Origin of the sequence: Granulicella mallensis, from assembly GCF_014203225.1 — a bacterium.
Taxonomy (GTDB): Bacteria; Acidobacteriota; Terriglobia; order Terriglobales; family Acidobacteriaceae; genus Granulicella; species Granulicella mallensis_A.
Window position 1 is genome coordinate 365,775 of record NZ_JACHIO010000002.1, and the last position, 15,974, is coordinate 381,748.

Annotated in this window: 7 protein-coding genes; 3 read left to right on the forward strand and 4 right to left on the reverse strand. The window is 55.2% G+C overall.

All coding sequences use genetic code 11. The annotated features are described in order from the left end of the window. Positions 1–174: 174 nt before the first annotated feature. The 3 genes from HDF15_RS03255 to HDF15_RS03265 all read left to right on the forward strand — a co-directional run bounded on the left by HDF15_RS03255 (position 175) and on the right by HDF15_RS03265 (position 9,105). On the forward strand, positions 175–2,739 hold the full coding sequence (locus HDF15_RS03255; protein ID WP_184252820.1) for a glycoside hydrolase family 2 TIM barrel-domain containing protein: 2,565 nt from the start codon (positions 175–177) through the stop codon (positions 2,737–2,739). A gap of 260 nt (positions 2,740–2,999) precedes the next feature. Further along, positions 3,000–6,899, forward strand: a complete 3,900-nt coding sequence (locus tag HDF15_RS03260; RefSeq protein WP_184252821.1) for a TonB-dependent receptor — start codon at positions 3,000–3,002, stop codon at positions 6,897–6,899. Positions 6,900–6,993: 94 nt separating this feature from the next. Beyond that, entirely contained in the window at positions 6,994–9,105 is a 2,112-nt protein-coding gene (locus HDF15_RS03265) for a polysaccharide lyase family protein (protein WP_184252822.1), read from the forward strand. 16 nt (positions 9,106–9,121) lie between these two features. On the opposite strand, the gene atzF is transcribed toward HDF15_RS03265, so the two are convergent. The 4 genes from atzF to HDF15_RS03285 are packed head-to-tail and all read right to left on the reverse strand — an operon-like array spanning position 9,122 to position 15,958. Beyond that, a complete protein-coding gene (gene atzF, locus HDF15_RS03270) occupies positions 9,122–10,921 on the reverse strand; it encodes an allophanate hydrolase (protein WP_184252823.1) in 1,800 nt (599 codons plus the stop codon). Positions 10,922–10,956: 35 nt separating this feature from the next. Continuing rightward, entirely contained in the window at positions 10,957–14,553 is a 3,597-nt protein-coding gene (uca, locus tag HDF15_RS03275) for an urea carboxylase (RefSeq protein WP_184252824.1), read from the reverse strand. A 7-nt stretch (positions 14,554–14,560) separates the two neighbouring features. Then, a complete protein-coding gene (locus HDF15_RS03280) occupies positions 14,561–15,229 on the reverse strand; it encodes an urea amidolyase associated protein UAAP2 (protein ID WP_184252825.1) in 669 nt (222 codons plus the stop codon). A 15-nt stretch (positions 15,230–15,244) separates the two neighbouring features. Next, positions 15,245–15,958, reverse strand: a complete 714-nt coding sequence (locus HDF15_RS03285) for an urea amidolyase associated protein UAAP1 (protein WP_184252826.1) — start codon at positions 15,956–15,958, stop codon at positions 15,245–15,247. Positions 15,959–15,974: the final 16 nt, after the last annotated feature.

Consider the following 15,974-nt stretch of genomic DNA (forward strand, 5'->3'; position numbering starts at 1 on the left):
ATCAGAAGCCGTCGTGGCAGACCACAAACACGCTCCCGCATTACGCTGATCATTGTAGTACAGAAATTTTTTCAATAGGAATACATCGAATCATTTCAACCCTCAAAACAACGATCAGAACAGCAGGCGCAATGCATTTGGGGAATTATTTCCCTACCAAACTATCGAAAGGGTATGATCGTCGGCATCGAAACGCTGAGCACAGGTTCCATCGAGTTTCGTGAATCCCCTGTCATCGGAGTCTGCCCCTTGATCGCCCTGCTTCGTCCCTCATTCGGCAATCGATGCCGGCGCGCTACCGGTCTTTCCCTTGCGGCGTCCTTCTTATTTTTCATGCCGACTCTGGTTCCGGCAGCTCGTGCTGCATCTGGCACCAGGTCGAAGAGTCCGATCCTGAGCTCGACCAGGCAGGTACGCAACTTCAACGACGCGTGGCGATTTCTGCAGAGCGACGCAGACCATGCCGAAGAGCCTGGCTTTGATGACAGCAAGTGGCGTTCGCTCAGTGTTCCGCATGACTGGAGCATTGCGGGTCCGGTCGCCCAATCCAATCTGACCGGACAAGGAGGAGGCTACTTCCCCAACGGCATCGGCTGGTATCGCAAGGAATTCGCGCTCCCCCAGCAGGACTCGCATCGCCATCTCTACATCGTCTTCGATGGAGTGATGGCCAATAGCGACGTCTGGATTAATGGATATCATCTGGGCCATCGTCCGAATGGTACGGTCAGTTTTCTCTATGAGCTCACAGGCCACCTTCAGTTTGGGCCCGGAGCTCATAATGTGCTCGCGGTTCGTTGCGATAACTCTCAACAGCCTGCTTCCCGCTGGTACGAAGGCGCAGGTATCTATCGCTCCGTACGTCTTGTGTCGACAGAGGATCTTTATCTCGATCCCTGGAGTGTCTTCGTTACTACACCCACCATCACTGCCGACAAGGCTGTTGTTCATGTGCAGAGCACGGTAGTAAATGAAAGCTCTGCCGAGGCGAACACAGCGCTGACAATTTCGCTCATCGGCCCTGACGGCCATACAGCCGCCACGCAGAACGTGCCTGCGAAAACTATCGCCAAGGGCGGTACCGCACAGTTCAACACCGACATCAATCTCACCAAGCCAGCGTTGTGGAACATCGACAGTCCGCAGTTATATCGCGCCATTGTGCAGGTAAAATCCGGTGGCACAATTACCGATGACGAACAACAGCAGTTCGGCATTCGAGAATTTCACTTCGACGCCGACACCGGCTTCTGGCTCAACGGCCGCAACTTCAAGCTGAAAGGAGCGGCGCTCCATATCGATGGTGGGGCTGTCGGGATCGCTGTACCGACCGCAGTCTATGAGCATCGCCTGCTCGCACTGCGCGCGCTTGGCGTCAATGCCATTCGCACGGCACATAATCCTCAATCACCTGAGTTCCTGGATCTCTGCGATCGTCTCGGCTTTCTCGTAATGGATGAGATGTTCGATGCCTGGACTGTCGGCAAGAATCCGTACGACTATCACCTCTTCTTCCAGCAGTGGTCTCTGCGCGACACGCGTGACGCTGTCCGTCGCGACCGCAATCATCCCAGCATCATCCTCTACAGTGCTGGGAATGAGATTCATGACACGCCTCACGAAGAGTTGGCCCACAAGATTCTTTCCTCCCTCGTGGCTACCTTTCACGAGAACGATCCGACGCGCCCCGTCACGCAGGCACTCTTCCGCCCCAACGTAAGCCATGACTATGACAATGGTCTTGCCGATCTGCTCGATGTCGTCGGGCAGAACTATCGCGAAAAAGAGATTCTGGCCGCGCACGAAGCGAAGCCCACACGCAAGATCGTCGGCACGGAAAATGGCCATGATCGCGACATCTGGCTCGCGCTTCGCGATCATCCACCCTACTCCGGACAATTTCTTTGGACAGGTATCGACTATCTCGGAGAAGCTCGTGAAGGCGGCGACTGGCCCCTTATCGGCAATGGCTCCGGTCTTCTGGATCGCACTGCCTATCCGCGTGCCCGTGCCTTTGAGCGTCAGAGCTGGTGGGCATCGCAGCCCAATGTGCACATGGCTCGCCGTATCGCGCCCACCGAACATTTATCAGGAGACCCCGGCTACGAGTCGGCGCCGCTCCGATTCCGACAGTCTCTTTTTCTCGACTGGACACCACAGAATCCAGCACCACATAACGAATCAGTCGAGGTCTACACCAACTGCGAAGAGGTTGAGCTCTTCCTCAATGGGGTCTCGCTCGGGAAGCAACAATTGCATCCCGATGCCTCCGCACTTATCTGGAAGGTCGCGTATGTCCCAGGGACTTTGAAGGCTGTCGCCTACAACCACGGCCAGCAAGTTGCCGAAGATGAGTTACGCACGGCAGGCGAAGCCACACACCTTGTTCTATCGCCAGAGCGGAACACAGTCTCCGCGGGGGCGGAGGATCTCGTCTATGTCGAAGCCTCCCTGAACGATCGGAACGGAAATAAAGTACCGGGCGCGTCCACACTCATTCATTTTTCAGTAAGCGGACCTGGAACGATTGTCGCCGTCGACAATGGCAGCAACGCCGATCATGATTCGTTTCAAATTCCTCAGCGGCATGCTTATCAAGGAAGAGCCGTTGTTCTCATTCGTGCCACTGCAGCTAAAGGAACGATTCAAGTAACAGCCTCGGCTCCAGGCCTCACGAACGGCACCACTTTACTCAAAGCCATACCCGTCAAACCAGCCTCTTTTATTCGTTCTTTTTGATCGCGCGGGCAGTCCGAACGATCGAACAAATTCGCACCAACCTCGCTCACGGCGGCTTACACGCCCCGCCGCATTTCTATGCGCAAAAGTTCGAAGCCAGGCAAGGCTCATTACGCACATTGCCTAATAGGAAACTATTTTCCCATTGACACAAACGATTCATGGCTGCTTAAATGATCGCCGCTCGAACAACCCACTCTGCAACGGCTTCAAACACCGCATTGGATTGTGGGAACAAAAGAACAACTTTTGGAGGCGGTATGCAGCATAGGATTACGAAGAAAACGTACGCCAGCAAAGAGCTTTTGAAGGCGATTGCAAAATATGCGGTCAGTCTGACACTACTGTTTCTGCTGGCACCGTTCCTGATCGACGGACATAACGCACTGGCGCAGACCGGTGGACAAGGAGCGCTGGAAGGAACGATCACAGATACAACCGGAGCGGTGATTCCTCACGTGACCGTTACAGCAACCGATCAAGCGAGCGGCGTCAAAACGACACGCGTAAGTTCCGGAGCCGGCCTATACAGCGTCACTCCCTTGATCCCTGGCATTTACACCATTACGGTGAAGGTCGCAGGATTCGAAACACTCACGCAGAAAAACATTGAAGTAAATGGGCTGACCGTAACTGGCTTCAACGCGAAGCTGAATGTGGGTTCTTCACAGCAGGACGTCACCGTAACGGAAGCTCCACCGCAGCTACAGACCACGGATGCGGCCGTTGAAGCAGTGATCACCAATGAGACCTATGAGTCACTGCCCTTGATCATGAATAACCAGCAACGCGATCCCACAGGGTTTGCCACTCTTGCTGTCGGAGCGCAGAGCGGTGCACGCGCACCTATCTTCTCCGGCACGGGCAACTACCTCGCTGAGGTCTACATGGATGGCATACCCACTACCACTTCGAATCAGCAAGGAGACAATCGCGTTGTGGCCAATGGCGTACCTGTCGAATCGGTGGATCAGTTGCAGATCATATCGAGTGGTCCCTCGGCGGAGTACCAGGGCGCGGGCGCAATCGGCTTCACCATTAAATCGGGTGGCAATAAGTATCACGGACAGATTGTCGACCTCATCCGCAATACCATCTTTGACACCTGGGGCTTTGCGGGAAATCAGGCGACAACGAGCGCAGTGGTCAACGGCAAGATTACAACCGTTCCCGCAGGCAAGAATATCGAACACCAGAATGAGCTTTCCGCCGCTGTCGGAGGCCCCATTCCCTTCACCCGCCACAAAGGATTCTTCTTCGCAAACTACGATAAGTTCCACGGCCGAATCGGCGTCAACCCAAGCGTGTTCACCATTCCAACAGCCTTGATGAAGACAGGCGACTTTACCGAACTCGGTACAGGAACCTATATCTATAACCCACTGAGTAACTCCTGTGCGGGAAGCACGTGCACCCGTCAACCCTTCATGGGCCTGAAGAACGGCGTTCCAACCGCCAATGTCATCCCAACCAGTTACCTCTCTCCCATCTCACTCAACGAGCAGCAATATATGCCCGACCCCAACTTGCCGGGTATTGCAAATAACTTCTTGGAAGGCGGTCTCTCCGGATTCGACAACCATGAGCTGGTATTCAAAATTGACTACGATCTGACTTCGTCGCAACGCTTTTCTTTCGTGTACTCGCATGGTGTTCGGCAGACTGTAGGTTATGGCGCGAACCTCCCTATTCCCTATGCGGCTGCTGACAGCTCCTCTATTTCGCCTACCATGTTGATCTTCGAACACTCCTTCGCCGTTACGTCGCGCATGGTGAACCAGTTCAAATATGGCTTCACCCGGTTCCCTCAACCGGTGATAGCCCCCACGGATGGACTGGCCCCTTACCGTGCAGGTCCTGACCTGGGCATTGGAGGCTTGCCTCCCGGACAATCCTCGGGTAACTTCCCCGGTACAACCTTCGGCGCAACCACAGCCTTTGCTACCGCACAATCGTCATGGACAGAAGCGGGTGCGTCCGATGCGACTCACAATACCGTGCCTAACGCCTATACGATTGTCGACAACTTTCAATGGAACAAGGGCCAGCACAACATGACCTTTGGCATCCAGATGCAGTGGCTGCAGGACAATGCAACGTCGCAGAGCAGCCCCTCAGGCATCTATACCCAGGCCTTTGCAGGAACCTCGACCGCAAACTACGTCGGAACCAGTCTGAGCAGCACGGCTACGGGATATTCCTATGCCAGCTTCCTTCTAGGTGCTGTAAATAGCGGTGCAACCTCAGTCCCTCTCTTCAACGAAACAGGAGGCCGGTTCCGTCCGATCTCTCCTTACTTTCAGGATGACTGGAAGATCCTTCCCAACCTGACCCTCAATCTGGGCTTGCGCTGGGACTACCTGCCGCCTTTTCATGAAGCTCAGGACCGGTTCGCCTTCTTCAATCCCAACATAAACAATCCCCAGACAGGTACGGCAGGAGAGCTTCAGTACGCCGGCTTCCGCGGTTCGGATATCAGTTGCGAATGCAGGACTCCTGTGCAGACTTACTGGAAGAACTGGGGACCACGCCTTGGGGCTGAGTTCTCTCCCGATCCGAAGACGGTTTTCCGTGCAGGTTTCGCAATTGCATACTCACGTGCGGGAGGAGTCGGAGGCCGCGCTGGTGACGCCTCCGGAACCGGACAAAGCGGTTTTGGATCCAGCATTATTCTCCCCCCCGCAGTTAGTACAGGAGTAGCCGCCGGACCGTCGTACTATCTCAACAACAGCACCGCCTTTACGGCAGCGGGTGTGGCGAACACGAACTTCGGCGGGCCAGGTTATGCAATTCCAGCTCCGACAGGACCGAGCGCGTCCTCTCTCGTACTGGGCATCGGAAACTACGTAAACGGAGCTGGGAGCTACGTAACAGCAGGAGGCGCTCCCTCCTATGCAGATCCTTATCTCTCCGGTCGTGCGCCGGAGTTCATCTTCTACAACTTCGCGATGCAGAAAGTCCTGACGAAAGATATGACAGTCACGCTGGGCTACTCGGGAAGCGAATCCCACTTTGTCGGAGGGGCTGGCATTGCAGGATTCTGGTCAGGGCAGCTTGATCCCAAGTACCTTGCCACGCTGGGTTCCGTACTCGCTACCGATGGAGCCACCAACATCCTCAATGCCCCCGCGACTCCGGCGAACATTGCGATTGCCGAAGCTGCAGATCCATCCGTAAAGGTGCCCTATGTCACCTATGCGCAGACACAGTCCGGCAGCGCAAACTCAAATGCAACGATCGGCCGTATGTTGCGTCCTTATCCGCAGTACTCCAGCCCACCGAGTCCGGAATGGGATAATGTGGCCAACCTTAGCTATAACGCCTTTCAGCTCACGCTCAAACAGCGTGAATTCAAAGGTGTCACGTTCACCCTCAACTACACCTACTCCCGTAATATCGGCGACGACGGCACAACACGCAGCGCCTTCGCCGTACCGGCATCAGCGTCTTCCAATGGCGTCGCCATAGCAGGCAATAATCGTGCCGACCGAGACCTGGTCATCACCGACGTTCCTCAAAATCTAAATGCCTATGGATTGGCCAAGTCTCCCTTCGGCAAAAACAAAATTGGCGGGGACAACTGGGCTCTACGCAATCTGGCTGGAGGTTGGCAAATAGCTGGAATCTTCAGCTATACCTCTGGAAACCCTCTTCTCGTCGTGGGATCAGGATGCACGAATCCATCGGGAGGAACCTGCATGCCCGATCTTGCGCCCGGGCGGACCCTCGACTCGATCCGTATCCACGGCGGGTATGGCGGAAAAGGTGTGACCTATGCGAACTTCGCCACAACACAGTATCTCGACCCTACGGCCTTTGCTCCTCTGCAAACCTTCGCTCTGCCGGCAGGAGCTCCATCGAATGCTGTTCCTATTACAAAGATAGGCAGCTCTCCACGCAGCTCACTCAACCTATGGACACCAAGTCACTACAACCTGGATGCAGCCTTGCAACGCAGCTTCAATATCACTCCGGAACGAGTCAAGTTTATTTTCAGAGCAGACTGCTTCGACGTGACAAACAAAGTCACCTTTGCATTCCCTTCCAATCAGACTGAGACCGTATCGGTAACAAAAGCAGCAACCTCATCGGCTTTCGGTGAACTAACCAGCTTTAGCGGAAATCGCAGATTCCAGTTCTCAGGTCGCATCACCTTCTAAAGATCAGGGCCAGGCACAGATGCCTTGTGCCTGGCCCTGATCGTTCCTCTCTTCTTTTACAACCGCCATTGTTCTACCTGTCAGGAGCTCCGCCGTGTCTCTCGTGCGCATACTTTCTCTTTTAGCCCTTTGCTCTGCCATGACAATTCCCGCCGCCAGGGCAGTCGCCACGACCCCGCCGGTCACGGTGACAGAAGATGGCTCGTCCTACACGATGACCAACGGATACCTTACAGTGAAGATCGATAAACGGACCGGAGATCTCACCTCTCTAAAAACTCCTGCCACAACGACTCCCAATATTGAGCTGATGGGTTATCTCTCCGGCCATCATGCCGGCTATTGGGAGCAAAGCCCTGCACTAGCGGCGCGCCACGAAACAAAGATAACCATTCAGACTCCCGACCTCGTCGAGGTTTCGGTCAAAGGTTATTCCGACGGTCAATCGATTCTGGGCCCGCATCCTACCGCAGCCGGACAGGAGGGAGGCCTCATTGCAGATCTTGAGATTCGTTACACTCTCGCGCGTTCTGCGCATGGTGTTTATACCTATGCGATCTTCACGCATCAATCGACCTATCCCACAGGCTCTGTCGGCGAGTCACGCTTCGGCTTCAAACTTTCGGGTAAGGTGTTCGATTGGCTTTCAGTCGACAACCAGCGGAACGCCTTGATGCCCACCGGAGCCGATTGGGACGCAGCCTCTGACCTCAACATGAAGGAAGCACGCCGCCTTACGACAGGCATCTATAAAGGTCGCGCGGAGCACAAATACGATTACTCCACGGACCAGTTCAAAACGCCCGCCTTCGGTTGGGCATCGACGACTCAAAAGGTTGGGCTCTATCTCATCAATCCCTCCATGGAATATCTTTCCTCCGGCCCGCTCCACTTTGAGCTGAGCGGCCACATCGATGACGGAGACGGTGGCGATCCTACGCTTCTCGACTACTGGCGCGGCACACACTACGGAGGCTCCGTACTCAACTTCGACGCGAATGAGCCCTGGACGAAAGTGGTCGGCCCTATCTTCATCTACGTCCCCACCGGAGCTTCTCCAAATGCACTGTTTGCAGAGGCACGACACCAGGCAACGGTCGAGTCGGCACATTGGCCGTACCCCTGGGTAAAGGGTGTTGATTATCCTCAGGCTGCGGAACGCACTACCGTCCACGGACGTCTCAAGCTTGTCGACCCACAAGCACCCTCCATGAAGTTTACGAATCTCCTTGTGGGCCTCTCTTACCCCGATCAACCCGCACCAGCGCAAGCCCCGCTTCCTCCACCGCCACCTGCCGAACCAGAGACAACGCCGGATCCCGGGCCCCAGCGCGATGCCCAGGGACATATCCTCAATCGCGGAACGTATGTGCCTCATCGTCCACGCGGAGCTCGCACCTTCCGCTTCCCACCTCAACCCATCACCTGGCAGAACGATGCAAAACACTATGAGTTCTGGGTGAATGGCGCGACCGATGGATCATTCAATATCCGGAATGTACGGCCTGGAACCTACCAGCTTCACGCCGTAACGGATGGCGTTCTCGGAGAATATGCTTCCGATCCCATAACGATAGAAGCCGGTAAGCCGCTCGATTTGCGTACCATCGAGTGGCACCCCGTACACTTCGGTCGCCAGCTCTGGCAGATTGGAACACCGAACCGCTCCGCCAAAGAATTCAAGATGGGCAACGATCATTGGCACTGGGGTCTCTACCTCGAATACTCGAAGTTGTTTCCCCATGACGTTGATTTCACCATCGGGAAATCCGATCCTGCGCAGGATTGGTTCATCTACCAGGTACCCCACGTGACCGTCGACGACCCCACCGGAAAGGCCGAGGGGAGAGCCACGCCCTGGACCATCCACTTCAATATGCCCGGCACCTCTCAGCCCACCGGCCAAGCTACATTGCGCTTCGGTCTCTCGGGCGTTTCAACGCGCTCACTTGCAATCTCTGTCAACGATAAGTCTGCTGGAGAGTTGACCAATATGTTTGGCGGTGGCTCAGTCATCAACCGCGATGGAGTCGAAGGCACATGGACCGAAAAGGACTTCACCTTCGACGCCTCCCTGCTCAAGCCGGGAGCGAACACCATCGTACTGACCGTCCCTGCCGGTAGTCCTATGAGCGGTATCTGCTACGACGTCATCCGCCTGGAATTGGCATCGCCTACACTGGGATCAGTCGCGGGAGGAAACTAATCAACGCCTCTTTCACCTACTTCAGACTTTCGAGATATTTGCGCCATCCACCAAGATGGGTGATCTCAATGGCATCATCAGTTGCGGCAGGTTCTACAAGAAAACCTTTAACTAGAACCCCATCTTCAAGACGAAGCGTCCCAATCGAAAGTGGTTGCGGAACTCCGTCAACAAAGCTTCCGACAGTATCCTCTGGAAGAGCCCAGACCTCAACTTCAATCCCTGGACCTTCAAAACCGGGGACACGCACAAGTCCGGGCTTAGGAGGTACGGTTCCCTTCAAAGCGTAAAATTTATAGTTGGAATACGTGCGGCAGGTTCGGAGAAGAGAGCCCTTGCGTTCCGTCAACTGCCAATTCAGCGGTTGACCGGTAAGGTGGGCGCCGACAACCGCCATCAGTAAGCAGCCGGGCGGCGGCGTTGCAGCAACCAACGCAGGTGTTTCAGCCAGCTTCCTGTCGGAGACACCCAGAGTAGATACAAGGCCTCGATGCAAACGGTCCGCCAGCACAAGAAGAGCGGTCTCTTGAAATGCCTGTCCAATAAGACTGACACCGAACGGCAAGCCATCCGGACGAAAACCAGCCGGTAAGGCGACCGCTGAAAGATCCAGCAGATTGACGAAGTTCGTGTACTGTCCGAGGTGGCTATTCCGCTCAATCGGAGCTTCAGCAATCTCTTCTATCGTATAGGTTCGAGGTGCAGTTGGAAGAACCATCACGTCGATGGAGTTCCACACTCGTGCAGTCTGCTGGCGAAGCTTTTCGAGCTTATAAGCTGCCTTGAAGGTATCGATTGCTGAATAATTAGCCGCACCCTGAATGATCTTCGCAACCGTCGCGTCCATCGCCTCAACGTGCTTCTCAATGAACGGCTCTATCGCAGCATAACGCTCTGCAACCCAGGGCCCTTTATAGAGCAACTGTGCCGTGGCCAGAAAAGGAGCGAGGTCAAATTCGACGGGCTGTCCTCCCAGCGCCACGAGTTTTTCTACCGCAGCCTGATAGAGCGCGGGATTATGTGCGTCCCCATAGAACTCCAGCATGGCAGCCGCAGGAACACCAAAGCGAAAGCTTGGTGCGGCGATCCAGGGAGCCGCTCCCGCACCAATGGCAGGAACACGAGAGTAAGGGTCTTGACCATCGAGGCCTCGAGCCGCACTCAACACCACTGCAGCATCGGATGCAGTCTCCGCGAAGATCGACACGCAATCCAGCGTGCGGCAGGCAGGGACCACGCCATGAGTGCTCAAGACCCCACGTGTCGGCTTCAGTCCGATCAGGTTATTGAACATCGCAGGAACACGCCCCGAGCCTGCAGTATCCGTACCTAACGAGAAGCTCACCAAACCGCTGGCAACCGAGACAGCCGAACCAGAGCTGGAACCACCCGAGATATATCTCTTATCAAAAACACTGGAGCAGACTCCGTACGGAGTTCTCGTACCAACGAGTCCCGTTGCGAACTGGTCCATGTTGGTCTTACCGATCAGCAAGGCTCCTGCAGCTTCCAACCGGGTAACAACCGTAGCGTTCTGCTCCGGAGTATAGGAATATTCCGGACACGCTGCCGTAGTAGGAATACCGGCAACGTCGATATTGTCTTTCACCGCGAAAGGAATTCCATAAAGGGGCAGATCCGCCTGTACTGCGGATTGCAGTTTCCTTGCGCGCTCCAGAGCCTGCTCCCGGGGAACCAGCGCGATCCACACAGGATGCAATCCTTCTGCATCGATGCGGTCGTAGATCTCGTTGACCACAGCTTCAGGAGTCACCTGGCCGGAGGCATAGGCTTTGTGGATCGATGTAATATCCATAATCGTTGCTGCCTTTCACCACATCATTTTCCGTGCTAAGAGGGACGAATGGAAACGAGTAACTGTCCACCGTTGACAATGGCTCCGAGTTCACAATGGATCTCTTCGACGGTGCCGCTGATAGGCGAGGAAATCGCAATCTCGGTCTTCATGGCATCGAGGACGATCAACTTTTCATCCTCGGCAACGACCTGTCCCGGCTTGACGGCGATCTGGAAGACGCTTGCAGTAAGAGGAGAAGAAACTCCCTCGCAACCTTCTGCCACCGTGGCGCTTTCCGTCTCCTGAGGAACCTCAGGCGGTTCAACCACCGTCAGCAAACCGTCAGCACGCCAGCGCTCCCGCTCCGCATCGAAGGATTCCTTCTGATGTCGTTTGAACGCAGCGGCTTCAACGCTGATGGAATCGAGAAAACGCTGATAGTCAGCGAGGTTGAAGGTAGTCTCCTCAACCTTCAGTTCGTAACCGCCATGCGGAAACCGTTCCCGAGCATCAAGTAACTCTTCCGCGGAAACCGGATAGAAACGAATCTGGTCGAAGAAGCGCAGCGACCACGGAATGCCCTCGGCAAAGGCCGGCGTTGACTTCCAGGTGTTCCACACCTGAATGGTGCGACCGACTAACTGGTATCCGCCGGGGCCTTCCATTCCGTAGACGCACATGTAAGCTCCGCCAATGCCAACAGCGTTCTCCGGAGTCCACGTGCGCGCAGGATTGTACTTCGTGGTGACAAGGCGATGGCGAGGATCAATCGGCGTCGCTACCGGGGCTCCGAGATAAACATCGCCCAGCCCAAGCACTAAATAACTAGCCTCATGCACAATGCGATAGACGTCATCGATGGAATCCAGTCCATTGATGCGCCGAATAAACTCGATATTCGAGGGGCACCAGGGAGCATCCGGCCTCACGGCCTGCATATATTTCTGCTGTGCGAGCTTTGCCTGAGGATCGTCCCACGACAGCGGCAGGTGCACGATGCGCGACGGAACTGTGATGTCCGTAAGCTCCGGCATGGTGCGGTCGATCTCGTCCAGAGCATCGATCAACTTCTGCCGGGCAAGCTTGCGGCTGTCGTAGTGAATATGCAGCGAACGGATTCCTGGAGTGATATCGATGATGCCCGGAATATTCGCAGCACGCAGATTCTGCTCGAGGATATGAACACGGAATCGCAGGTTCAGATCAAGCTGTAACTCTCCGTACTCCACGAGGAGATACTTATCGCCGTCCGCACGAAAGGTCATGGACTGGGCACGGTCTGTAATTCGCTTCAATATAGCCGGTTCAAGCGTAGGCGCTTCAGGAAGTGCGGCTAAGGGGCTGCTAAAGCTCTGGAGAAACTTATCCTGTTCTTTCTCCATCGCTTCAGCCTGGGCAAGATTCACGCGGTAGAACTGAACGAGATCACCGGCCTTAAGCTGCCCGAGCTTCCAGAGCTCGGCTTGCACGATTGTGGCAGGGCAAACAAATCCTCCCAGGCTGGGACCGTCGGGCCCGAGCAGGATTGGCATGTCGCCAGTAAAGTCGATCGTACCGATGGCATAGGCGTTGTCGTGAATATTGGAAGGATGCAGTCCGGCTTCGCCGCCGTCAGGCCGCGCCCACGTGGGCTTCGGTCCAACCAGTCTTACCCCTGTCCGATCGCTCTGATAATGCACCTTCCACTGCGTCGAGAAGAGCATCTCGATATCTTCTTCGGTAAAGAACTCCGGTGCCGTATGAGGGCCGAAGAGGACGCCGATGGTCCAAGTGTGCGTGAGCGCTGGCACAAGCGCAGAGGGCAAGACTGCTGCCGTCTCAAGCGCTAAATCCTGCTGGCCGATATGAAGAACATCCCCAGCGCGTAATCCCCTCCCAGCGTGACCGCCGAAACCACCGAGCACGAAGGTGCTGCGGCTTCCAAGATAAGGCTGCGTATCGAAGCTCCCCTGGACAGCCAGATAGGTACGAGTACCTTCTTTCGACGCCGCACCAAGGGACAGTACGCTACCCGCCTTGACCTCAACAGCTGTCCACATTGGTATCAACGTCCCATTGAGCTTTGCCCCCATATCGGCGCCTGTAAGAGCAATGCGTGTATTGCCATGGAATTTGAGACGGCCACCCATCGTAGCGAACTCGGTCGCAGAGGCACTCTCGGGATTACCCACCAACCGGTTGGCAATCCGGAAGGACAGATGATCCATCGGACCGGAGGGCGGCACGCCGATATTCCAATAGCCGATGCGGCCTGGGTAGTCCTGAATCGTAGTCTGCGTTCCACCCTCGAGCACTTCCACGGCGTGCCGGGCAAACGCAAAGGTCCCAAGGAAGGAGGTTGTGATCTTGCCCGACACAAACTCCGGCGTCTGAATCACCTCTCTCAGATACCGCAGATTCGTCTCAGTACCATCAATCGCGGTAGCGGAAAGAGCCGCAGAGAGCTTCTGCAAAGCCTCTTCCCTGTCTTTTCCATGGACGATAATCTTCGCGATCATCGGATCGTAGAAAGAGGTAATGGTAGTTCCGGACTCGATCCATGTTTCAACACGAGCCAGGCTGGCATCCGGAAATTTCACCAGAGTCAGTTTTCCCGGAGTCGGCTGGAAGTTATGCGCGGGATCTTCCGCATAGACCCTGGCCTCGATCGAAGCTCCTGCAGGCTTGATCGTAAAAGAATCCAGGGGCGACATATCACCCGCAGCCTGACGGACCATCCACTCAACTAGATCGATCCCAGTAACCTCTTCGGTCACGCCGTGTTCCACCTGCAGGCGCGTGTTTACCTCCAGGAAGTAGAACTCGTTCGTGTCGTCATCGTAGATAAATTCGACCGTACCGGCTGAGGCATAGTTCACGGCCTTCGCCAGTAGAATCGCTGCGGACCTCAACTGCTCTCGAGTAGCCTCTGTAAGGCCCGGAGCCGGCGTCTCTTCCAACACCTTCTGATGGCGGCGCTGGGCAGAGCAATCCCGTTCTCCCAGGGCCAGGACATTGCCCGCTCCGTCGCCAAAGATCTGCACCTCAATATGGCGCGCGCGCGACACAAACTTCTCAAGATACACACCACTATCGCCAAAGTTCGCACGGCTCAAACGAAGCACAGACTCGTAGGCTTCGCCAAGCTGTTCAGCGGAGTGGCAAACACGCATGCCGATCCCACCACCGCCGCCGGAACTCTTCAGCATCACTGGGTACTTCAGCAGCTCAGCCTGCGCCAGAGCGTCTTCGAGACTCGACAGCAGACCTGTGCCAGGCAACAAAGGAACACCGCAAGCCTTTGCGGTAGCGCGTGCCGTATGCTTCAGCGCAAACGCTTCAATATGTTCCGGAGCAGGTCCAATAAAGGTGATCCCCCGCGCCGCGCACTCACGTGCAAACTGAATGTTTTCACTCAGGAAGCCATAGCCAGGATGAATCGCCTCTGCGCTCGTCTGCGCCGCAGCGGCAAAGATCGCCTCGAAAGAAAGATAGCTCGAGGCCGCCGGAGCTTCGCCAATCAGAACAGCTTCATCAGCCTGCAGAACGTGCAAGGAGTTTTTGTCCGCCGTAGAGTAAACGGCCACCGAGCCTACGCCCAGACGATGCAAGGTACGTTCAATCCTGCAGGCAATTGCGCCGCGGTTGGCGATCAAAATTTTTCTAAACATACATCTCCTATTTCGCATCCCAGACAAGAACCTGCGCAGGGGTCGGGTTATACGCATTACACGGATTGTTCAATTGGGGACAGTTAGAGATGACCATCAGCACGTCCATCTCCGCCCGCAGTTCCACATATTTTCCCGCATCGGATACCCCATCTTCAAAGGTGAGCTTTCCCTCGGAGGTCACGGGAACGTTCATGAAGAAGTTGACATTAGCAGTGAGATCACGCTTCCCCAGCTCCTGTCCAGTCTCTTTGGACCAGGCGAGAGCTCCCTTCAGAAAGCTCTGCCGGCAGGCGTGCATGGAATGCGTATGAATGGCGTAGCGAATCATATTGCTCTCCGCGGAACAAGCGCCTCCAAGGGTGTCGTGCTGACCGCAAGTGTCCGCCACAATCGTCAACATGACGTTACGATTGGTTGAGATCAGCTTTGTTCCCGTCGTGAGGTAGATATTGTTCTGCTCGCGAATCGTGTCCTGCGCGCTATAGCGATCGGAGTAGTTATGCGCATTGTAAAAAAGAGTATCTACTGCCTGGTTTCCCCGCAGATCGACAATGCGAACGGTCTGTCCTTGAAAGATCTCGTGGACGAAGTAATCACCGGCTTCAATGGTCTCGTTGAAGATTGCGTCATCGGGCAGACGCGGGCTCACTTGAATCGTTGTCTCTGTCACCATAAAAACTCCTTGGATTTAAACGAAATATCGCTCGGTGAGAATGAAACCTCGACCATTTTCCGGACAGGCATTCCGGCAGGTATCGTCAGGTCCTGGAGCTTCTACCTTCTTGATCGTCAGCTTGACCGGACGTTGCGCATAGGTCTTGTCCGGGTCCATGGGATGCTGACAGGTATTGAGAATCACAAGCGTATTCATCTCTGAACGCAGCTCTATAGCCGAACCAGCCGCCGAGTGATTCTCAACAAACCGCATCCCGCCGTCTTCGCGTACCGCAACCTTGCTGAAGAAGTTCACATTCATCATGAGGTCACGGCCGTTCATTCCATACTTTGCCAACTCAATCAGGAAGCCATCGAGCGCATTCTGATGCCAGTTATTTTTCGCCTCCTGATAGGAGAGCCTGCCGTATTTCTTCTCGACAAGCGTAGCGTCGGAGCAACCGCCAAGAGGATCGTGCCAGCCAAGCGTATCGTCCGTAATGGAGCAGAGAATCCTTCCCATATCGGAGTACAGGACAGAATCTTTCGCCAGGCGGGCAATATGCTGCGCCTTCAACGTATCGGATAGATTGAGACGTTCTGACGGATTGTCGGCGTTGAGAAAGATAGCGCCTACATTGCTGTTGTCTTCAATCGCCTCAATGCGAAGCGCTGTACCGCGCTTCAAGATATGAGACCAGGAAGACGAGCCGGGGAGAGTCTCCTCCCAGAGAGTAGATGTATTCAATAGATCCGTCCTTCTT